Origin of the sequence: Myxococcus xanthus, from assembly GCF_013116825.1 — a bacterium.
Taxonomy (GTDB): domain Bacteria; phylum Myxococcota; class Myxococcia; order Myxococcales; family Myxococcaceae; genus Myxococcus; species Myxococcus xanthus_B.
On record NZ_JABFNS010000125.1, the window covers coordinates 1 to 20,322 of the forward strand.

Consider the following 20,322-nt stretch of genomic DNA (forward strand, 5'->3'; position numbering starts at 1 on the left):
TTATCGTCGGCAGCGTCAGGTGTGTATAAGAGACAGGGCACATCCTGGCGGAGGGGCCGCCGGACGTGGTGTTGGAGGGGGATTCACCCACCGCGCGGGCCTTGAAGGCGTCGCAGGTGCGGCCTCCCTCGGGCCGGGGTGAGGCGACGCAGTGGATTGAGCTCAAGGGCGCGCGGGCCAACAACCTGAAGCGCGTGGACCTGCGGCTGCCGGTGGGGCGGCTCAACGTGGTGTCCGGCGTGTCGGGCTCAGGGAAGAGCACGCTGATTCGCCAGGTGCTGTACCCGGCGCTGCGCGAGAAGCTGGACCGCGTCACGGCGAAGCCCGGCCCCTTCACCTCGCTGCACGGGGCGGAGGCGGTGAAGCGCGTGCTGTCGGTGGACCAGTCACCCATCGGCCGCACGCCGCGTTCGGTGCCGGCGACGTTCCTGGGCATCTGGGACGAGCTGCGCCGCGTGTTCGCGGCCACGCCCGAGGCGAAAATCAAGGGCTTCACGCCCACGCGCTTCTCCTTCAACTCGGCCAGCGGCGGCCGGTGCACCGCGTGCGACGGGCAGGGCGCCATCTCCCATGAGATGTCCTTCCTCCCGGACGTGGTGACGCCGTGCGAGGCCTGCAACGGCGCGCGCTTCGACGCGGCCACGCTGGAGGTGCGCTACCACGGGCTCACCATTGGCGACGTGCTGCGCCTGTCCGCCGACGAGGCCAAGGACGTCTTCAAGGCGCTGCCCCGCGTGGCCGCGCCGCTGGAGTGCCTGGCCGACCTGGGCGTGGGCTACCTCCAACTCGGCCAGGGTTCCAACACCCTGTCCGGCGGTGAGGCCCAGCGCTTGAAACTGGCGGCCGAGCTGACGGCCTCCGCCCGGCACGAGCCCACACTGTACGTGCTGGACGAGCCCACCACCGGCCTGCACCTGGGCGATGTGGAGAAGCTCATCACCTTCATGGGCCGGCTGGTGGACCGCGGCGACACGTTGGTGGTCATCGAGCACCACCCGTCCGTGATTGGCGCCGCGGACCACGTGGTGGAGCTGGGACCCGATGGTGGCGAGGCGGGAGGCCACATCGTCGCGGAGGGCTCGCCCCGCGAGGTGGCGAAGCAGAAGACGCCGACCGGCCGGGTGCTCAAGTCGCTCTTTTCGGATGAGGACACACGCTCGCGTGCCGCGGCGCGGCGGGCGTGAAACGGGCGGGCGACTGGGGCATCCTGGGGAGCGGCATGAAAATCCTCCCCTTGTTGACCCTGGCCTCGGCGCTGGCTTTCACCCCGGCGCTCGCCGCGGCACCGAAGTCTCCTCCCCCCGCGAAGTCCGAACCCACGAGCGAGAAGAAGCCCATGTCCTTTCATCACCTCTCCGCCAACCGGCTCGATGGCAAGCCGGAGAAGCTGTCCAGCTACCAGGGCAAGGTCGTCCTGGTGGTGAACACCGCGTCGGAGTGTGGCTACACGCCGCAGTACGCGGGCTTGGAGAAGCTCCACCAGGAATACAAGGACAAGGGCCTGGTGGTGGTGGGCTTCCCGTCCAACGACTTTGGCGGCCAGGAGCCGGGCTCGTCAGAGGAGATCAAGAAGTTCTGTGAGCTCCGCTACAAGGTCACCTTCCCCATGTTCGAGAAGGTGAAGACGAAGGGGGACGGCCAGTCGCCCGTCTACGCGTTCCTGTCGCAGCACCACCCCGCGCCCAAGTGGAACTTCCACAAGTACGTGGTGGGCAAGGACGGCCAGGTGAAGGCCGGCTTCCCCAGCGCGGTGACGCCGGACAGCGCCGAATTGAAGGCGGCCATCGACAGCGCGCTCGCGCAGCCATAGCCCCCCAGAGGGCGCGTGGGGGCTGGCCCTCTGGTCCCCGCCCTGGAGGCATGCGGCCCTGGCTGGCGCCCTGGCATGGGCGCCGGTGGGGGCTCACCCTGAATGCCGACTCGGCTCGAAGGGAGGCCCCATGGACAACCGGGACACGGTGTGGCCGCCGCTGCCGCTGGAGGCGTGGCAGGACACCTACGCCACGTTGCACCGGTACACGCAGGTCGTCGGCAAGGTGAAGCTGGCGCTGACGCCGCCTCAGAACCACTGGTGGAACGTCGCGTTCCGCGTGACGGCGCGGGGCATGACGACGGGGCTCATTCCCTTCGGAGATGGCGCCTTCGAGGTGGACTTCGACTTCCTCTCGCACGAGCTGCACGTGCACGCCAACCGTGGGCCGTCCCGGGTGATGGCGCTGGAGCCCCGGCCTGTCGCGGAGTTCTACCGGGACTTCATGGCGACGCTGCGCTCCATGGGCATCGACGTGCGCATCTGGGCGCAGCCCGTCGAGATTCCCGACGACACCACGCCCTTCGGTGAGGACTGGCACCACGCCAGCTATGACGGTGAAGCCGTGGAGCACTGGTGGCGTGCGCTGCTGCAGGCCACGCTCGTCTTCGAGGACTTCCGCGCGCGCTTCACCGGCAAGTGCAGCCCGGTGCACTTCTTCTGGGGGAGCTTCGACCTGGCGGTGACGCGCTTCTCCGGCCGGCCCGCGCCAGCGCGCCCCGACGCGGACCCCATCACCCAGGAGGCCTACTGCGAGGAGGTCAGCAGCGCGGGCTTCTGGCCCGGCATGCAGGCCACTGGCGGCGCGGCCTTCTACAGCTACGCGGCCCCGGAGCCGGAGGGCTTCGCGCGCGCTAGCGTGCGCCCGGCCCAGGCCCGGTACGACGCCAACATCAAGGAGTACCTGTTGGCGTACGACGACGTGCGGCGCGCGGAGGACCCGAAGGCGTACCTGCTCGACTTCCTCCAGAGCACCTACGAGGCCTGCGCGGACCTGGGCGGCTGGGAGCGGGAGCGCCTGGAGCGGCCGCTCATCGTCCCCGAGTCCCTGCGCGCGGCCCGCGCCGTGGAGGAGGGGACGGTCGCCGAGCAGCCCGCGCCTTGAGGGCCGGCCTCGCGGAGGTGCGTCGCCACGACGTCGGCGCGCGCGGAGGGCCCTCCTCACTTCGTCTTGGGAGGGAAGCGCTCCAGCACGTCCTTCACGGACTCGTCCAGCCGCCGCTGCTGCTTCTCCGCGCTGGCGTTCTCGTCCAGCTCCGCCTGGGCTGTGCCGCGCCAGACGAGCTGTTTGGTCTGCGGGTCGACGACGTCGAGGATGAGCGAGCCCTCCTCGTACTCACGCAGCTCCGTCTCCGGCATGGTGACGGCGCCGCCCGCGAAGAAGGGGTCCGTGAAGGGACCGCCCCAGGGATAGCCGTAGTAGGCGTCCACCGTCTCCGCCCTCAGCGCGTTGTGGATGGCGCCGTGCCAGCCGATGAGGAAGTCCGGGTTGGCGGTGGACTCCACCTTTTGGTAGCCGCGCGCCTGCAGGTAGCGGTCCACTGTCTGCTCGACGCGCGCGCCGATGATGGGGTTGTAGACGCGGTCGTCCTTGCCCGTGGGCTGTGGGAGCCAGGCATAGGTGCGGTACCCCTCCAGCTTCTGCGTGGCGGTGGGGTCATAGTTGGTGTTCACGTCGATGCTGGAGCACGCGGCGACAGCGAGCGCCAGCAGCGGTGGGGCGATTCGGGTCAGCAGCCGCAAGGAAGCCTCCTCGGTGGCGGCGCGGTGCGCGCCGTTGCCGCCCTGACGGTAGCCACGGCATGACGGGGCCCCTCGGGCTGGATGCCCGGTCCTCCCCGGCCTCGGTGCTAATCCCTCCCGGGCTCCCGCTTCATCTTCTGGCGGCCGTCGCTGCGCGCCAGGGCGAGCGCGAGCCGGGCGCGCTTCTCCTGGGGCAGTGTCTTCGCCAGCGCCAGGTACAGCTCCTTGTCGAGCGCCGCGATGCGCTCGCGTGCCTCGAAGGCACCCAGCGCCGCCGCGTCCACCTGCGCCAGGGCCTCGCTGTCACCGCGCGCCGCCCGGTGGAGGATGCGCGCCGCTTCACGCACCTGCTTGCGCAGCGGGCGGCGGCGCTCGTCGAAGCGCTGGAGCGTCTCCTCCAGCTTCAGCGCCTGCGCGTTGTCCAGGTCCAGGACGTCCGACAGCTCCAGCACCTGCCGCAGCCGATGCCGCTGCTCCGCGCGCTCCAGCCGCTCCTCGACGCGGGCCTCGCGCCCGGTGGGCGTGGCCACCGCCACCCAGGGCAGCAGGGCCAGCATCATCACCGCCATCCGCGTTCGCACCCTCGTCCTCACAGCGTCTCTCCCACGTCGATGTCGAGCTCTTCGTCCCAGCCCTGGGAGTCCTCGAACAGCACCGCGTCCAGCGGCTCCAGTCCCGCCCAGGCCTCGATGGCGGCCATCGTCTCCGCGTCCAGTTCCTCGACGTCGGTGGTGGGCGCCGCCGCCGTCACCGGCGCCTTCGCTCCCGGGCCTGGCAGCAGCCACGCGCCGGGCACCAGCAGAAGCAACGTCACCGCCGCGACGGTGGCCATCAGCGCGCCCAGCGTCTTCAAGCCCAGCCCCTGGCGCCGGGCGCCGCGGCGCCACTCCGACAACGTGCGCCGGGGCAGCTCCTGGAGCTCCGTCTTCTCCTCGGGGGACAGCGCGGGCAGCGCCACCAGCGCGAGCAGCTCCTTGGAGGTCGCGAGCGCCTGCCGGCACCCTTCGCAGCCCTCCAGGTGCTGGATGAGTCCAAGCGCCTCGTCATCCTCCAACGCCCCCGCGGCGTGCAGGTCCAGCCGCTCTTCCTGGTCAGGGCACGCAGCCATCAGTGCTTCTCCTCGGGCGCGCCCACCCGCGCCTTGAGGCGCTTCATCGCATGGTGGAACTGCACCTTCGCATTGTTCTCCGTGATGCCAAGCGTTTCGGCGATGTCCTTGAACGCCAGCCCGCCATCCACGCGCAGCGTCAGCACCTCGCGCTGGCGGCGGGGCAGGGTGAGCACCTCGGCGCGAACCTGCCGTTCGCGCTCGGCCCGCTCCAGCCGGTCCTGCGCGGACTCCGACGGGTCCTCCACCACGTCATCCGGCCCGGAGGCCACCAGCACCGGGCGCCACCGCTGCCCCTGACGGGCGTGGTTCTTCGCCAGGTTGAGCGCGATGCGCACCAACCAGGCCCGGAAGGGCGCCGGCCCCGACGGCGTGAAGCGCGCGAAGACGCGGCGTGAGGCTTCCAACGCGCGGAGGAAGGCGCTCTGCACCAGGTCCGCCGCGTCCTCCGGGCGCGTCACGTAGCGGCGCACCAGCGAGAAGACGAGCGAGCGGTGCCGCGTCACCAGCACCTCGAAGGCCGCCTGCTCACCCTCCAGGAATGCGCGGCAGAGCGCCTCGTCCGGCGCGCGCTCCAGGCCGGCCCGGGCCATGCGCGCCGGCAGGGATACCACCTGGCCGCCTGTCTCCCTGATGCTCACGTGGCTCCAACCCCGGACGGAGATAAAGGTTAATTTCGGCCGATTTCCGCCTGTGATTTCCGTCTGTTCGTGTATTTCAAGATATTGTTCCAGGAAACATGCCTTCCCGAGTTGATGGCGAGCAGGCCGCGCGGGGACAATGGGTGAGCGGTTGTTACCTGGGACGGGGGCATGTTGACCCAAGGAACTGGCTCACGCATCAAGGGCGGCGTGCTCATCTCGCGGCTCAACATGCTGCGTCAGCACGTTGGGCAGGTCGGGGTGGACGCGGTGCTGCGGCGGCTGCCCGCGGAGGACCAGGCGCTGCTGAGGCAGATGCTGCTTCCCGTCGGCTGGTATCCCCTGGAGCTGAACCTGCGGTTGGACGCGGCCATCGCGGGGGTGATGTCGCCCGAGGACAAGGACCGGGCCTTCCTGGAGATGGGGCGCGCTTCCGCCCATGAGGCGCTGCATGGCCCGCAGCACGTCTTCGTCAAGGCTGGCGAGCCACACTTCCTGCTGAGCCAGGCGCCGAAAATCTACCGCTTCTATTACGCGGTGGGCTCACGCACCTATGAGCAGACAGGCCCGTGCTCCGCGGTGCTTCGGACGTTCGGCGCGGAGAACGTCACCGAGCCGGACTGTCTCACCATCATCGGCTGGCACGAGCGCGCCATCGAACTGTGTGGCGGCCGCGCCGTGCACGTCACCCACCCCATGTGCCGCGCCCGGGGCGCACCGCACTGCGAGTACCACTGCTCGTGGGAGTGAGCGCCCGTCAGGGGGCCGGGGGCCGCGCGCAGGTCGCGGAGCACGTCGTCCAGGTGCCGGTAGGCGCGCACCACCACACGCCAGGGGCACGGCTGATGTCGCGGTCCGCGTCGCCCCGCCGTGCGGGCAACCCACCGTGAAGGCCTTCGGTTTGCCATGGGCCCGCCGGACAGGCGTTCGCCGTTCAGGCTAAGGTCCGCGCCCGTGCGGGCTCCCAGGGACGAGCTGTCTTCGCGGCGGTTTCAACAACGATTGGCCCAGGCCATGGGCGTGACGCGGGTGGCGCGTGTCACCGGCTTGGACCGGACCGGCGTGGAGGTGGCGTGCGCGGTGCGGCCGGGCGGCCACGTCCTCCAGGTGTGCAACGGCAAGGGCCTCTCCTACGACGACGCGGCCTGGGGCGCGCTGCTGGAGACGGCGGAGTTGTGGGCGGCGGAGACGGTGGTGCCGGACGCACTCGTGTGGGGCTCGCGAGCGGAGCTGGATGGCCACCTGGGCCCGCTGTGGGGCGCGGACGAATTGGGTTCGGCGGGGGCGCTGGTGGCGCCGCGCTTGTGGAGCCCTCAGGTGCGCTGTGCCTGGCTCGAGGCGCGGGAGCTGTACTCCGGTGAGCCGGTGTGGGTGCCCGCGCAGGGACTGCACGTGCCTCCCGCCGGGAGCCTCGCGTTGGGCCCGGTGGCGGTGGCTTGGACGAGCAATGGCTCTGGCGCGCATCCGGATGCGGGGCGGGCCCTGCTGCACGCGCTGCTGGAGGCCACGGAGCGGGACCAGCTCGCGCGGATGATGCCGGAAGGGTGGACGGAGGAGGTCGTCCAGCGGCGGTTGCTGCGAACGCCCGAACTGCTCGAGCTCGCTCCCGCCGTGGAGGCCCTGGCTGGACCGCTGCGTGAGCGGGGCTTTGGTGTGTACCTCTTCGACGCCACGCCCGCCGCGCGCGCACCGGGCGCGGTGGGGCTGCCGGTGGGCGCGGCGGTGCTGGTGGACCTGGAAGAGGGGCCGGTGCCGCTCACCGCGGGTTATGCGTGCGCGTTGACGCGCGAGGCGGCGTTGCTGAAGGCCTTGCTGGAGGCGGCGCAGTCGCGGCTGACGGACATCCACGGCGCTCGCGAGGACGTGGCCGCCGCGGACCGGGAGGCGGCGCGAGGCTTCGCGGAGGCCTGTGCCCAGGCCCGTCCACGGCGGCGCGCCGCGGACATGCCGGACCTGGGGGCGAAGGCGAAGGGCGCCGCGGCGGGGCAGGTGCGTCAGGTGCTGGCGCGGCTCCAGCGCGCGGGCTTCAAGCGGGCGGCGGCGGTGACGATGTTGTCGCCGGTCGAGGGCCTTCACGTGCAGAAGGTGGTGGTGCCGGGCATGCGCATCTCGGAGCTCCTATGAAGCAGCGCGCGGACAAGCTCGTGGTGTTCCTGGGGCCCTCGCTTCCAGCGGCGGAAGCGAAGCGACTGGCGCCGTGCACGGTGCTGCCCCCCGCGCGCCAGGGGGACGTGTGGCGCGCGCTGCGGCTGCGGCCCCGGGCCATCGCCCTGGTGGACGGCGTCTTCGAGGCACAGCCCTCCGTGTGGCACCACGAACTGCTGGCGGCGCTGGAGGCGGGCGTGGCCGTCTTCGGAGGCGGCAGCATGGGGGCCCTGCGCGCGGCGGAGCTGGCGCCGCACGGCGTGGTGGGCGTGGGGCGCATCTTCGAGTGGTACCGCGACGGCGACGTGGTGGACGACTCGGAGGTGGCGCTGCTGCACGCGGATGGTGAGCACGGCTGGCGTCCGCTCACGGTGCCCCTGGTGAACGTCCGGCACGCGGCGGCATGCGCGGCCCAGGCCCGGGTGCTGACGCGCGATGCGGCCCAGGCGCTCGTCGAGGCCGGCCAGTCCGTCTTCTACCAGGAGCGGTCGTGGGCGCGGGTGCTGGAGGCCGTGGCACCTCGCTGGTCCGCGTCCACCCGGGCCGCGTGGGACACGTGGTTTCCGCACGGCGCCGAGGACCTGAAGCGACAGGACGCGCTCGCGTGTCTCCGGACGGCGGCGGAGTGGGTGGCCTCGGGTGCGCCCGCGCCGCACGGCGCTCCGCGCCAGCCGTCATCCCTGGTCCGGCGTCGGCGGTTGGTGGATGACGTGACGGCGACGCAGGCGGGCACCGTGTCCTCGGGGCAGGTGCTGGATGTCCTTCGTGAGTCCCCGAACGCGGCGGCGCTGGCCGAGGCGGGGTTGCGGCGGGCGCTGCTCGCGGGCTGGGCGCGCACCCTGGGCCTGGGCGTCTCCGATGCGGAGGTGGCTGAGGAAGAGGCCCGTTGGTGGCAGGCCCAGCGCGTGCCCGCCTCGCGCCGAGAGGCCCACCTCGCGCGCCTGGGGTTGGACGCGGTGGGGCTGCGGCGGCTGTGTGAGGAGCTCGCGCTGGAGCGGCTCGTCCTGGCGCATTCGGCGCGCCTGCTGCCGGACGGCCCGTCCTGGGACGAAGCGCTGGCCGCCGAGGCCCGGCTGAGCGGGGCCTGGGCGGACGCCGCCGAGGCGGTGGACCCAACGGAGGGCGTTGGGTCCTCCTGAGCAGCGGACTTACCTCGCGGGTAAGTGAAAACGTGACATCCCCGGGGAAAAGGATAGGGTCAACCCTGGAGGTTGCCCTTGTCCAGCCCCGCTCCCTGGGTGGTTACCGAGTCTTTCGCGCGCATGGCGCCGCCACGGGCCGTGTGGCCCGCGCGTGACGTCACGGGTGGGGCGGGAGGAGGGCAGTGGCCGTGGCAGTGAGGTCGCCTCCCTTCCATCCGGATCAACTCGTCCCAGGCAGCGAGGTCGGCCCCTGGCGCGTGGTGGCATCGCTGGGCTCGGGGGGCTTCGGCCGGGTCTTCCAGGTGGAGCGGGCGGGCCGCCATTACTCGCTGAAGATGGCGCTTCGCCCGGCGGGACTCCACGCGGCGGAGGAAGAGGACATCAACGGCCGGCTGGCGCACGAGGTCGCGGCGCTGCTGGCCTGCGCTCCCCACCCGAACCTCCCGGCACTGCACGCCGTGGACCGCTGGCCCGAGCCTCCCGACGGCTACCTGTACTTCGTCACGGACTACATCGATGGCGAGACGTTCCATGAGTGGCGCTGGCGGGTGAAGCCCACGGCGGCGCACCTGCTGACCGTCTTCACGGAAGTGGTGCGCGTGGTGGCGGACCTGCACCGCCGGGGCGTGCACCACCGGGACATGAAGGGCGACAACGTCCTCATCCGCCGCGAGGACGAGCGCCCCATCCTCATCGACCTGGGCACGGTGCGGCTGCCCGGGGCCACGACGCTGACGGTGGGCGTGGCGCCCGCGGCGCCGCACCTGCTGCCGCCCGAATGCGTCGCCTTCCTGCGTGAGGGGACCTGGCAGCAGGGGGCCAACTTCGACGCGGGCGTTCCCGGGGACCTCTACGCGCTGGGCGCGTTGCTGTACGAGGCGCTCACGGATGGCTACGCGTTCGACCCGAAGCTTCCGTATGACCGCCTGCTTCCGGCCATCGAGACGGTGACGCCGCGCGCGCCCCACGTCGTCAACCCGAAGGTGCCGCGCGCCCTGGGCGACATCGCCCTGCGGCTGCTCGCGAAGCGCCCCGAGGACCGGTACGCCAACACGGAGGCCCTGCTTCAGGCCCTCTGGGACGTGGCCAAGGAGAAGCGGCAGCCCGCCTGGAAGGTGTCGTTGGACCGTCCGCCCGAGGGCGCCGACGCGGAGGCGCCGCGGGTGCGCATGGTGCCCGACGCCTCCACGTCCTCGCGGCCTGGCCGTTCTCGGGAGCCGTCCGAGGTCGCCGCGGTGCTGCCCCTCAATCCGGAGCCCCGGGATGCGCCCGTGGCGGATGCGAACGCGCCCGTCACTCCCGCCGAGCCACCCGGAGTGCCCGCGGTCGAGGCGCCCGCCGCGCCCGCATCGGCGGCGCCCGTGGCGGAGACGCCCCCGCCGCGTTCGAGGCGCCGAGCCGCCATGGCGTGGGGTGGGGCCGTCCTGCTGGGCGTGGGGTTGGTGGTGTTCGGGGTGAGCCGCCTCGCGATGCCCATCGCGGGTGCCCCGGCTCCTGCCCCGCCTGTTCCCATTGAGAAAGGAAGTCACGCAGTGACGAGTCGTTCTTCGAATCCCTCCGAGATGCCCCTCCTAGAGGCGGTGCCGTCCTCTGCGGACGCGGGCGCGGTCCACGACATGGACGCGCAGGACGAAGTGTCCGCGCAGGTGGCTTCCTCCGACGCGGAGGGGGAAGCAGCCCATGCGTCACCGTTGAAGAAGCGCCCGTCGCCAGGAAGCGCGCTGGGCAAGGCCGCCGCCGTGGCCTGCCTCTCGGCCGCGTGCGCCAGCGGGCCCCAGGTGCGGGACATGCCGCCTCGCATCCAGTGCCCGACGGAGGTGTTGGACTCCATGGCGAAGCTGGGCTTCCACCCGCCCAAGATGATTGGCAACGACTTGACGCTCTCCATGACGCCCGATGTTTCCGTGCGTCCGGTGCCCGTGCCGCCAGACGGGGAGCCCATCACCCTCTATGCCATCGACGAGGTTCGGAGCGCTTGGAGCGGCCGCCTCCCGAAGGGGAGCCGCTTCTATGGGACGGTGTACCACGGGAAGACGGCCATCTACGGGTGGTTCACGGAGGTGGAGTACCCGGACGGCCGGCGCATCTCCATCTGCGCCAACATCGTGGACAGCGCCGCCCGGGAAGCCGTGGGGATGGAGTATGACCCTTCCAGCACGCCTGGCAGACCGATGATGTTTCCGGGCGTCAACCTGGCGATCTCCCAGGTTCTTGGAGAAATGGGGCACCGCAGGTAGCCCTTCACCTGTCATGGTGTGGAGGCGTCCTTGCTGGAGGTTGCTCGGCCTTGACTGGTTCGCCCACTTTCATCGTGCTCGCGTGGGGCTTGTTGTGGGCCACCCTCGCGGAGTCCGCGGCGGTGGACGCGCCCGCGGGGGCCGCCGTGGTGCGGCGAATCGACGTGCAGGCGGGAGGTCTGGCCACGCCGCCGGAGGTCCGCATCAGCCCCGGTCTGTCCACCACCCTGTTCTTCGATGCGCGCATCCGTCCGGAGCAGCTGGCGCTCGAAGGCCGTGAGCGGTTCCAGCGCTTCGGCGTGACGGAGGACCACCTCGTGCTGGTGCCCTCGCCCACCTTCCGGGAGGGGGAGCGGCTGCGGCTGGAGGTCCGGTTCCATGATGGCGCCGTGCCGGATCGGGCCGTGTTGGACCTCGTCGTGGATGCCACGCGGCCGGAGCGCCAAGTGGAGATCTACCGCCATGCCCGGTCCGCCGCGTCCTACCGGCAGGAGGTGGAGGAGCTCCGTGCGGGGATGCTCCGGCTGGAGCGCCAGGTGCAGCAGCTCCAGCGCTCCCGCACGGGAGGGGAGTACACGCGCGAGTCCCTGGTGGCGGACATCCGCGACGAGAGCACCGTCATGTTCAGGCGCTGGGCGCCCCGGAAGGTGACGGGTGACTTCGTCGTCCGCCGCGCGAGCCTCGTCCGCCTGTCCCCCGGGTGGGCCGCGCTGCGGCTTTCATTGTTTCCCTCGGAGGCGGGGAAGGGATGGGTCGCGGCCGGCGCGGCGCTCACCGACGCCCAGGGCAACCGGATGCGGACGCTCCCTCCCTGGCAGGCAGGGCCCTTGGACGCCACGGGCGGCTCGCCCGTCATCATCGTCCTGGAGGAGCCGGAGGCCGCGGACGCCGGCCGGTACACGCTCGAGCTGTGGGACGAGGGCCGCAAGCGGACCTTGAAGTTGGAGGGTTTCCAGGCGCGGTGAGCGCGCCACTTGAGCCTCGCGCCCCGCCGTGTAGGGTGCCGCCCAGGCCGATGACCTCCATTCCCCCGCCCGAGTCCCTTCGCTGCATCAACGCCGATTCCCGCGAGCCGGCGGGCTACCGTGCCGCGTTGGGCGACACCCGCGCCGCGTTGCTCCACACGGACCCGCCGTACTGCCTGCTCACCCGGCGGCGCAAGGGCGGGGACCTGCGAGACACGCGCGCGCACAAGAAGATCGACCAGAACCCCATCGTCCGCTTCGAGACGGTGCGCGACTACCGCGCCTTCTCCGAGGCCTGGCTGTCGCGCGCCACCGCGCACCTGACGCCGGACGCGCCGCTCATCATCTGGACGAACCTGCTGGGCAAGGAGCCCATCCTCACCGCCGCGCGCGGCCTGGGCTACCCGCACCTGCGCGGCGAGTACGTCTGGGGCAAGCGCACCACCGACAAGAACGCCAACGAGCAGACGCTGCGCGTCTACGAAGTCGCGCTCGTGATTTCCCGCACGCCCGCGCCGCCGCTGGCGCCAGGAGAGCTGCCCACCGTCTGGGCCGTGGTCGGCGGCTATGACGATGAAGGCGAAGCGAAGCGTTGGGGCGGCCACCCGCACCACAAGCCCTTCTCCGTCCTGGAGCCGCTGGTGCGCACGTACAGCCGCCCGGGGGACACGGTGCTGGACCCCTTCGCGGGCAGTGGCTCCATGCCGTCGGCGGCGCTGCGGCTGGGCCGGCGGCCCGCGTGCCTGGAAATCGAGCCGGAGTGGGCCGAGCGCGTCACCCACCGCCTGCGCGAGACGGCCCGCGAGGAAGCTCAGCGCGCCAGCGCCCGGTAGAGGCGCGTGTCCGCCCACGCGGGGATGTCGGTGGGACGGTGTCCCCACCAGTTCATCACCAGCGTGCGGCGCTGCCGGGACTTTCCGGGCAGCTTCCCGTCGGGAATCTGGTTGTCCGCGTCCAGCACGCCGTGGGTGAGCGTGCCGTCGAACACCACCAGCCGGTTGGGCCGGGGCGTCACCAGGTCGGCGGTGTCCAGCCGCGTGGGGGCCAGGGACGGATTGGCCGGGTCTGGCAGCTCGGGCGTCACCACCAGCGCGCCGCCGCGCACCCGGTTGAGGAACAGCACGGAGGAGATGCGCGGGTGCACCAATTCGCCGGTGCGCAGCGCCAGCTTCTCGTCGCGGTCCTGGTGGAAGTCCACGCGCACGTCCGTCGGGTACATGCGTGACAGCCACCACTCCACGCCGGCCACGCGGCGCTTGCCGGCGATGTGCGGGCGCAGCGTGAGGATGATGTCCTCCACCACGTTGGCCGCGGGGCCGAAGTCGTACCAGAAGGTCGTCTGGTAGGTCTGACGCAGGCGCTCGGTGCCCACGGCGCCCAGGCGTCGCAGCAGGCGGCGGAAGAGCAGGGGGGGCACGGCGTTCTCAGTGAGTCGAACGAGGGTTTCCACGAGGAGGACAGCATGCCATCTTCGCCTACCGCCCGGTGGCGCGGACCATTCTCCTCCGGCGAGGAGGGCTCGGAGATTCGATGAAAGCGCACCAGAAGATGCTCGTCGGCATTGCCTCCGGCGCGGTGGCGGGCCTCGTCGCCAACCTCGTCGCGGGCGGCGCGCCCTGGCTGGCCTTCGTCGTGGACAACGTGGCTTCACCGGTGGGGCAGATCTTCATCCGCCTGCTGCTGATGCTCGTGGTTCCGCTGCTGTTCTCCGCCATCGTCGTGGCCGTGGCGGAGCTGGACCTCAAGCAGGTGGGGCGGCTGGGAGCTCGCACGCTGGGCTACACCGTCATCCTGTCCTCCATCTCGGTCCTCATCGGGCTGGTGCTGGTCAACACGCTGGAGCCCGGCGCGGGCCTCAGTGACGAGGCCCGGGCGTTGGCCCAGGGCGGGATGACCATCCAGGCGGCCGCCGCGCCAGGGGCGTCCTCGTTCGGCGCGGTGCTCGTCTCCATGGTGCCCACCAACCCCATCAAGGCCGCGGCGGATGGAGACTTCATCGGCCTCATCGTCTTCTCGCTCATCTTCGGCATGGGCGTGGCGCTCACGCCGAGCGAGCCTGTCCAGCGCCTGCGCGAGTCCATCCAGGGCCTCTATGACGTGATGATGAAGCTCATCGACGGTGTGCTGAGCCTGGCGCCCGTGGGGGTGGCCGCGCTGCTGTTCGCCATGACGGCGCGGCTGGGCTTCGGCATCTTCGTGCAGCTCGCTTCCTACATGGGCACGGTGCTGCTGGCGCTGGGCCTGCACATGTTCGTCGTCTACTCGCTGTCAGTGCGCTTCCTGGGCGGGCGCAGCCCCATCGAGTTCTTCCGCAGCAGCCGGCTGGCCATCGTCACCGCCTTCTCCACGTCGTCGTCCAGCGCCACGCTGCCCACCGCGCTCAAGGTGGCGGAGGAGAACCTCAAGCTGCCGCGCAGCGTGTCTCGCTTCGTGCTCACCGCCGGCTCGGCCATGAACCAGAACGGCACCGCGCTCTTCGAAGGCGTCACGGTGCTCTTCCTCGCCCAGGTCTACGGCGTGCCGCTCACCCTGTCCGACCAGGCGCTCATCATGTTCATCTGCATCCTGGCGGGCATCGGCACCGCGGGCGTGCCGGCGGGCTCCATTCCCGTCATCGCGATGATTCTGGGCATGTTCAAGATTCCGGTGGAGGGCCTGGGGCTCATCCTGGGCGTGGACCGCTTCCTGGACATGTGCCGCACCACGCTCAACGTCACCGGCGACCTGGCCGCCGCCGTCTACGTCGCGCGCGGAGAGGCGGCCGACAGCCCGGCCGAAGAGGGAGCCGTGGACCCCTCTGCTTCCTGACGCCGGGCATTTCCCGCCGCACCTTCCCCACAGCAAACGCAGTCCCACCGCCGTCATCGGCAAGGAGCCCCGCATGAGGGTCGCCAAGGATTCCGTCGTCTCGCTTGAATACCGGCTGCACCTGGGAGACGGCCAAGTCATCGACCAGAGCGCGCCCGACCAGCCGCTCTCATACCTGCACGGGCACCGGCAGATCGTCCCGGGGCTCGAAGGGGCCCTGGAGGGCATGGGCTTCGGCGAGAGCAAGCAGGTGGTGGTGGCGCCCGGCCAGGGCTACGGCGAGCACGACCCGGCGGGCGTGCGCACCGTGCCTCGCAGCATGCTGCCGCCCGGCTTCTCGCCGCAGGCCGGCCAGTCGCTGATGGCGCAGACGGACCAGGGCGACATCCCGCTGCGCATCCAGGAAGTGCGCGATGACGGCGTCGTGGTGGACCTCAACCACCCGCTGGCCGGCAAGACGCTGCACTTCGACGTCACCGTGAAGGGCGTGCGTGCCGCCACGCAGGAGGAACTCTCCCACGGCCACGTCCACGGGCCGGGCGGGCATGACCACGGCTGACGCAGGCCCCTGACGCGGCGCGACCAGCCTGCCGGGTTGGTCCGCCCCATTAAACGCGGCGCTCGCCGGGGGGCGTGGGGGTGAACTATCTTCGCCGCCCCCATGAGCCAGTCCCCCTCTCAGACGCCCAGTCCCAGTGGCCTCCGCATCCAACCGTCCGACTCACCGGGTGACGCGGGCGCCTCAGCGGCTCAGGATCCGGAACGTTACTGGCTGGAGCACGTCTACCAGGGTGGGGTGCGTCAGCTCACGGTGCGCGCCGTCATCGCCGGCATGGTGATTGGCGCGGTGATGTGCCTGTCCAACCTGTACGTCATCCTCAAGACGGGTTGGAGCCTGGGCGTCACCATCACCGCCTGCATCCTGGCCTTCGCCGTGTTCGGTACGCTGCGCTCGATTCGGGTGCTGAAGACGGAGTTCACCGACCTGGAGAACAACGCCATGGGCTCGGTGGCGTCGGCCGCCGGCTACATGACGGGCGGTGGCAACATGGCCGCGGTGCCCGCGCTGCTGATGCTGACGGGCACGCTGCCGTCCTCGGGCTGGCTGATGGTGTGGTTCGCCGTCATCTCCGCGCTGGGCGTCTTCGCGGCCATCCCCATCAAGCGCCAGCTCATCAACGTGGAGGCGCTGCCGTTCCCCACGGGCACGGCCACCGCGGAGACCATCCGCGCGCTGCACGGCCATGGCGAGGTGGCCCGCCGCAAGTCGCGGCTCCTGGGCATCGCGGGTGGCATCGGCGCGCTCGTGGTGGCGCTGCGGGACGCGCGCTTCACGTGGCTGACCAACATCCCGGAGAAGGTGAGCCTGCCCTTCACGATGCTGGGCAAGAAGGCGTCGGCGTGGTCGCTGTCCTTCGAGTTCAGCCTGCTGCTGGTGGGCGCCGGCGCGCTGGTGAGCTTCCGCACGGGCTGGTCCATGCTGCTGGGCGCCGTGCTCACCTACGGCTTCCTCGCGCCGGCCATGGTGAGCCAGGGCGCCATCGGCGAGGTGACCTACCGCTCCATCAACAGCTGGATGGTGTGGACGGGCTCGGCGGTGCTGGTGTCCTCGGGCCTCCTCTCCTTCGCCTTCCAGTGGCGCAGCGTGGCGCGCTCCTTCAAGTCGCTGTCGGGCCTGTTCAAGGGGAAGAACGCGAAGGAGGAGGAGGCCGACCCGCTGGCCGGCATCGAGTGCCCGCCCGCGTGGTTCCCCCTGGGCTTCGCGATTCTCGGCCCGGTGGCCGTGTTCCTCATGGCCTACCTGTTCCAGATTCCGTGGTGGGCGGGCGTGCTGGCCATGCCGCTGGCCGTCGTCATGGGCGTCATCGCCAGCCGGGTGACGGGCGAGACGGACACCACGCCCACCAAGGCCCTGGGGCCCGTCACGCAGCTCATCTTCGGCGGCCTGGCGCCGGGCAACATCCCCGCAAACGTCATGAGCGCCAACGCGACGGGCGGCGTGGGGCTCCATTCCGCGGACCTGCTGACGGACCTCAAGTCCGGGTGGCTGCTGGGCGCCAATCCGCGCCAGCAGTTCGTCGCGCAGCTCTTCGGCGTGGTGGCCGGCGCGGCCGTGGTGGTGCCCGTGTTCAAGATTCTGGTGCCAGACGCCAGCATGCTGGGCACGGAGGAGTTCCCCGCGCCTGCCTCCATGGTGTGGGCTGGCGTGTCGAAGCTGCTCGCCACGGGCGTGGCCGCGCTGCCGGGCTCGGCGCGCATGGGCGCGCTGTGCGGCGCGGCGCTGGGCATCTTCCTGGTGCTGCTGGAGCGCTGGGCCCCGGCGAAGGCCAAGGCCTACGTGCCGTCCCCGGCGGGCTTCGGGCTGGCCATCGTGATTCCGGGCTCCAGCTCCATCGCCTTCTTCCTGGGGTCGGCCATCGCCGCGCTGCTGCGCCGCACGAAGCCGAAGCTGGCGGAGGACATGGTGCTGCCGGTGTCCTCCGGCTTCATCGCCGGGGAGAGCCTGCTGGGCATCGGCATCGCGATGGCGAAGGCCTTCGGCGTGATGCCCAAGTAGGCCGCCGAGGGGCGGGGCGCCTCAGTCCACCCGGAAGGTGGAGAACGAGGCGCCCGCCACGAAGCGGAAGGTGGGCGTGTCCATGCCGGCGCCCACGCCCGGCCCGCCCATGACGTAGAGGTCCAGCCAGGCCAGCGCGTGCTTGCGGATGGCCAGCAGCAGCTCGCCGCCCGGACGGCCACCTTGCAGCGGCAGCCCCGCCACCAGGCTCACCTCGCCGCGCGTGCTCTCACCGGCCCGCGACGTCACCGTGGCGCCCAGCCGCAGCTCGCTGCCGATGACGTCCTGGGAGAAGCCCGACACGCTGGAGAGCTCGTGCTTCTTTCGCACCAGCACGCCGGCCTCACCGCCCACCTGCCACGTCTCCGCCAGGAACCCGACCTGCAGGCGGGGGTGCACCGCGTAGTCGTCCCGGGCCAGCAGCGCCGTGCTGCCCACCGGGAGCGCGGCCGACACGTCCGCCGCCAACTGGAAGCCAAAGTCCTGACGCTTCAGCGCCGCGCGCAGGCCCAGCCACGGCGTCCCCATTCCCGAGCCTTCCGGGGCGTTGAAGTCCCGGAAGCGCGTGCCCCCCTGGCTGACGATGAAGGGCACCTCCGCGGCGACCTGGAGCCACGGCAGCACGCCGTAGGCGGCCGTCAGGTCCATGGTGAAGCGGTCCTCCACCAGGCCACGGCCGCTCCCCGGCTCCCATCGACGTTGGAACATGAAGGGGAGCTGCTCGTAGTGCCCCTGGACGGACATCCGCAGCGCCCCCTGGGGCAGCGTGCGGCCCGTGCCCACCATCAGCGAGCCCAGCGCCGCGGGGTCCAACTCCAGACGCTGGAGGTTGAAGGAGGGGAGCGACCGGCCCTGGGCCCGCGCTTCAGCGGGGCCAACGAAGAGGGCCAACGAAGACAACACAGAGACAAGCGCAAGCGCAGGCCGGGACGGCAAGACGCGCCTCCAATGAAACACGACGTGAATGCGACGGCCCGAAGTCCCGCACGAGTCGCACGACACGCCAGCCCCGTGCAAGGGTGGCACGCCTACCCTTGCGGCCAGCAAGTATCGGGGTTCCGAACAACTTGCCGGCTTGACGGGCCCGCCGTCCGGATTCTCCCCGTGTTTCCGCGAAGTCTCATTCCCAGACATGGCTGGGAATGGACAGACGCGCGGGGCGCCTACGCGCTGGCGGCGGCCAGGTCCTGCAGCTCCTGCCAGCGCGTGTACAGCCGGTCCACCTCGGCGACGGCGGCGTCCAGCTCCTTCTGCACCTCCGCCACCTTGGGGCCGTTGCTGTACACGGCCGGGTCGGCGAGCTGGGCCTCCAGGCCGGCCTTGCGCGACTCGGCGGCCTCGATGGTGGCCTCCATGCCGTCCAGCTCGCGCTGGTCCTTGTAGGAGAGCTTGCCGGGCTTGCGCGCGGCCTTGGCGGGCGTGGGCGCGGGCTCATCCTGCTTGGGGCCCGGCTTCGGGGCGGCGGGGGCCGTGGCCTTCGCGTCCGCCTGCTCCTTCAGCCGCCGGTACATGGCGTAGTTGCCTTCGTAGCGGGTGACGCGGCCTTCGCCTTCGAAGGTGAGGATGCTGGTGGCCACCTTGTCCAGGAAGTACCGGTCGTGCGTGACGAGCAGGGTGCTGCCCCCGAAGTCCAGGAGCAGCCGCTCCAGGATGTTGAGGGTGACGATGTCCAGGTCGTTGGTGGGCTCGTCCAGCACCAGCACGTTGGCGCCCTCCAGGAACAGGCGCGCCAGCAGCAGCCGGTTGCGCTCGCCGCCGGACAGCGCCTTCACCTTCATGCGCTGCATGGGCACGGGGAAGAGCAGGTCGTCCAGGTAGTCGCGCAGGGCAATCTTCTGGTCGCCCAGCTCCACCCAGTCCTCGCCCTGCGAGGCCGCTTCGTACACGGTGGCCTCCAGGTCGAGCTGCGCCCGGCTCTGGTCGTAGTACGCCACCTTCGTGTTCTTCCCGATGACGAGCTTGCCGCCGTCGGGCTCCACTTCGCCCAACAGCACGCGCAGGAAGGTCGTCTTGCCCACGCCGTTGGGGCCCACCAGGCCCACGCGCTCGCCGCGCTGGAGGCGGAAGTTCACACCGTCCAGCACCTTGCGGTCGCCGAAGGCCTTGTTCACGCCCTCTGCCTCGATGACGGTGTGGCCCAGCCGGGGCGCCGCAGCCACGCGCAGCTCCGCCACCTTGGGGCGCTCGAAGCCCTTCTCCGCCATCAGCTTCTGCGCGCGCTCGATGCGGGCCTTGCTCTTGGTGCGGCGGGCCTCCGGGCCCTTGCGCAGCCAGGCCACTTCCTGGGCAATCCAGCGCTCGCGCTTGTGCTGCGCCAGCGCGGCGTTCTCCTGCGCCACCAGCTTCTGCTCCACGTAGGCCTGGTAGTTGCCGGGGTAGGACGTGACGCCCGCGCCGGGCTGGATTTCGACGATGCGGTCCACCAGCCCGTCCAGGAAGTACCGGTCGTGCGTGACGAGCAGCAGCGCCCCGGGCAGCTTGTCCAGCTCCTCTTCCAGCCAGTCCACCGTGTCCGCGTCCAGGTGGTTGGTGGGCTCGTCCAATAGCAGCAGGTCCGGCCGCGTCAGCAGGGCCCGGGCGATGGCCACGCGCTTGCGCAGGCCGCCGGACAGCTGCGCCACGGGCCGGTCCCAGTCCTTCACGCCCAGCCTGTCCAGCAGCGTCTTCGCGTGGTGCTCGGTGTCCCAGCCGCCCATCTGCTCGATGCGGTCGCTGAGCGCGGAGAACTGCGCCATCAGCTTCTCCTGCTCGTCCGCCGGGGCGGACTCCATCCGCTTCGCCAGCTCCGCGTGAGCGGTCAGCGCCTCCTTCAGCGGCCCCTGGGACACGGACAGCTCGGAGGCCACCGTGGCGCCTTCGGGGAACTCCGGCTCCTGGGGCAGGTAGGTGACGCGGGCGCCGCGGCGCAGCTGGAGCTCGCCCGTGTCGGCGCGGGCGGCCCCGGCCAGTATCTTCATCAGCGACGACTTACCGGAGCCGTTGACGCCCACCAGGCCCACCCGTTCCCCCTCCTCGATGGTGAAGGTGAGGTCCTGGAAGACGGTGCGGCTTCCGAAGCTGAGCTGAACGTTGGCGGCGCGGAGCAGCGTCACGGGATTGGACTCCTGAAAAGGCGAAAGGCGCCCCTCATTGAAGAGGGACGCCTTCCTTACCGCCAGAGTGTGGC

At 71.0% G+C, this 20,322-nt stretch carries 18 protein-coding genes; 11 read left to right on the forward strand and 7 right to left on the reverse strand.

Going from position 1 to position 20,322, the window contains the following annotated elements:
* The first annotated feature begins 1,219 nt into the window (after positions 1–1,219).
* Positions 1,220–1,810 carry a glutathione peroxidase gene (locus tag HNV26_RS28965; protein ID WP_171443667.1) on the forward strand — a complete coding sequence of 197 codons (591 nt, stop codon included), beginning with the start codon at positions 1,220–1,222 and terminating at the stop codon, positions 1,808–1,810.
* A gap of 130 nt (positions 1,811–1,940) precedes the next feature.
* Positions 1,941–2,915 (forward strand): DUF5996 family protein, encoded by a 975-nt coding sequence (locus HNV26_RS28970; protein ID WP_216612812.1) that lies wholly within the window; start codon positions 1,941–1,943, stop codon positions 2,913–2,915.
* A gap of 56 nt (positions 2,916–2,971) precedes the next feature.
* Here the strand turns inward: HNV26_RS28970 and HNV26_RS28975 are convergent, their stop codons facing one another.
* The 4 genes from HNV26_RS28975 to HNV26_RS28990 form a co-directional block, all read right to left on the reverse strand.
* Positions 2,972–3,553 carry a DUF4136 domain-containing protein gene (locus HNV26_RS28975; protein ID WP_171443669.1) on the reverse strand — a complete coding sequence of 194 codons (582 nt, stop codon included), beginning with the start codon at positions 3,551–3,553 and terminating at the stop codon, positions 2,972–2,974.
* Positions 3,554–3,660: 107 nt separating this feature from the next.
* Positions 3,661–4,146: a hypothetical protein gene (locus HNV26_RS28980; RefSeq protein ID WP_171443670.1), complete on the reverse strand. Its 486-nt coding sequence runs from the start codon at positions 4,144–4,146 to the stop codon at positions 3,661–3,663.
* On the reverse strand, positions 4,143–4,661 hold the full coding sequence (locus HNV26_RS28985; protein WP_171443671.1) for a zf-HC2 domain-containing protein: 519 nt from the start codon (positions 4,659–4,661) through the stop codon (positions 4,143–4,145). Before HNV26_RS28985 ends, HNV26_RS28980 begins: the two co-directional genes overlap by 4 nt.
* Positions 4,661–5,302: an RNA polymerase sigma factor gene (locus HNV26_RS28990; protein ID WP_171443672.1), complete on the reverse strand. Its 642-nt coding sequence runs from the start codon at positions 5,300–5,302 to the stop codon at positions 4,661–4,663. Before HNV26_RS28990 ends, HNV26_RS28985 begins: the two co-directional genes overlap by 1 nt.
* A 171-nt stretch (positions 5,303–5,473) precedes the next feature.
* Here HNV26_RS28990 and HNV26_RS28995 point away from each other — a divergent pair, with 171 nt between their 5' ends.
* From HNV26_RS28995 to HNV26_RS29020, 6 genes are all read left to right on the forward strand, one after another.
* Positions 5,474–6,052 carry a TIGR02265 family protein gene (locus HNV26_RS28995; RefSeq protein WP_171443673.1) on the forward strand — a complete coding sequence of 193 codons (579 nt, stop codon included), beginning with the start codon at positions 5,474–5,476 and terminating at the stop codon, positions 6,050–6,052.
* A gap of 204 nt (positions 6,053–6,256) precedes the next feature.
* Positions 6,257–7,426, forward strand: coding sequence for a YcaO-like family protein (locus HNV26_RS29000; RefSeq protein WP_171443674.1), 1,170 nt, complete (start codon positions 6,257–6,259; stop codon positions 7,424–7,426).
* Positions 7,423–8,586 (forward strand): TfuA-like protein, encoded by a 1,164-nt coding sequence (locus tag HNV26_RS29005; RefSeq protein WP_171443675.1) that lies wholly within the window; start codon positions 7,423–7,425, stop codon positions 8,584–8,586. The genes HNV26_RS29000 and HNV26_RS29005 overlap by 4 nt, the downstream gene beginning before the upstream one ends.
* Before the next feature lie 191 nt (positions 8,587–8,777).
* Positions 8,778–10,826: a serine/threonine protein kinase gene (locus HNV26_RS29010; RefSeq protein ID WP_366817048.1), complete on the forward strand. Its 2,049-nt coding sequence runs from the start codon at positions 8,778–8,780 to the stop codon at positions 10,824–10,826.
* Positions 10,827–10,876: 50 nt separating this feature from the next.
* Positions 10,877–11,791, forward strand: coding sequence for a DUF2381 family protein (locus HNV26_RS29015; protein ID WP_171443677.1), 915 nt, complete (start codon positions 10,877–10,879; stop codon positions 11,789–11,791).
* 50 nt (positions 11,792–11,841) lie between these two features.
* On the forward strand, positions 11,842–12,624 hold the full coding sequence (locus HNV26_RS29020; protein ID WP_171443678.1) for a DNA-methyltransferase: 783 nt from the start codon (positions 11,842–11,844) through the stop codon (positions 12,622–12,624).
* On the opposite strand, the gene HNV26_RS29025 is transcribed toward HNV26_RS29020, so the two are convergent.
* Positions 12,603–13,241 carry a 2OG-Fe(II) oxygenase gene (locus tag HNV26_RS29025; protein WP_011552477.1) on the reverse strand — a complete coding sequence of 213 codons (639 nt, stop codon included), beginning with the start codon at positions 13,239–13,241 and terminating at the stop codon, positions 12,603–12,605. The two genes, HNV26_RS29020 and HNV26_RS29025, sit on opposite strands and share 22 nt — an antisense overlap.
* Before the next feature lie 80 nt (positions 13,242–13,321).
* Here HNV26_RS29025 and HNV26_RS29030 point away from each other — a divergent pair, with 80 nt between their 5' ends.
* The 3 genes from HNV26_RS29030 (at position 13,322) to HNV26_RS29040 (ending at position 17,156) form a co-directional block, all read left to right on the forward strand.
* Positions 13,322–14,599: a dicarboxylate/amino acid:cation symporter gene (locus HNV26_RS29030; RefSeq protein ID WP_171443679.1), complete on the forward strand. Its 1,278-nt coding sequence runs from the start codon at positions 13,322–13,324 to the stop codon at positions 14,597–14,599.
* A 73-nt stretch (positions 14,600–14,672) separates the two neighbouring features.
* Positions 14,673–15,158 carry an FKBP-type peptidyl-prolyl cis-trans isomerase gene (locus tag HNV26_RS29035; protein ID WP_171443680.1) on the forward strand — a complete coding sequence of 162 codons (486 nt, stop codon included), beginning with the start codon at positions 14,673–14,675 and terminating at the stop codon, positions 15,156–15,158.
* A gap of 102 nt (positions 15,159–15,260) precedes the next feature.
* Positions 15,261–17,156, forward strand: coding sequence for an OPT family oligopeptide transporter (locus tag HNV26_RS29040; RefSeq protein WP_090489534.1), 1,896 nt, complete (start codon positions 15,261–15,263; stop codon positions 17,154–17,156).
* 21 nt (positions 17,157–17,177) lie between these two features.
* Here HNV26_RS29040 and HNV26_RS29045 read toward each other — a convergent pair whose 3' ends face one another.
* Positions 17,178–18,047, reverse strand: coding sequence for a flagellar motor protein MotB (locus HNV26_RS29045; protein WP_253817162.1), 870 nt, complete (start codon positions 18,045–18,047; stop codon positions 17,178–17,180).
* 272 nt (positions 18,048–18,319) lie between these two features.
* Entirely contained in the window at positions 18,320–20,248 is a 1,929-nt protein-coding gene (locus HNV26_RS29050; RefSeq protein WP_171443682.1) for an ABC-F family ATP-binding cassette domain-containing protein, read from the reverse strand.
* Positions 20,249–20,322 lie beyond the last annotated feature (74 nt).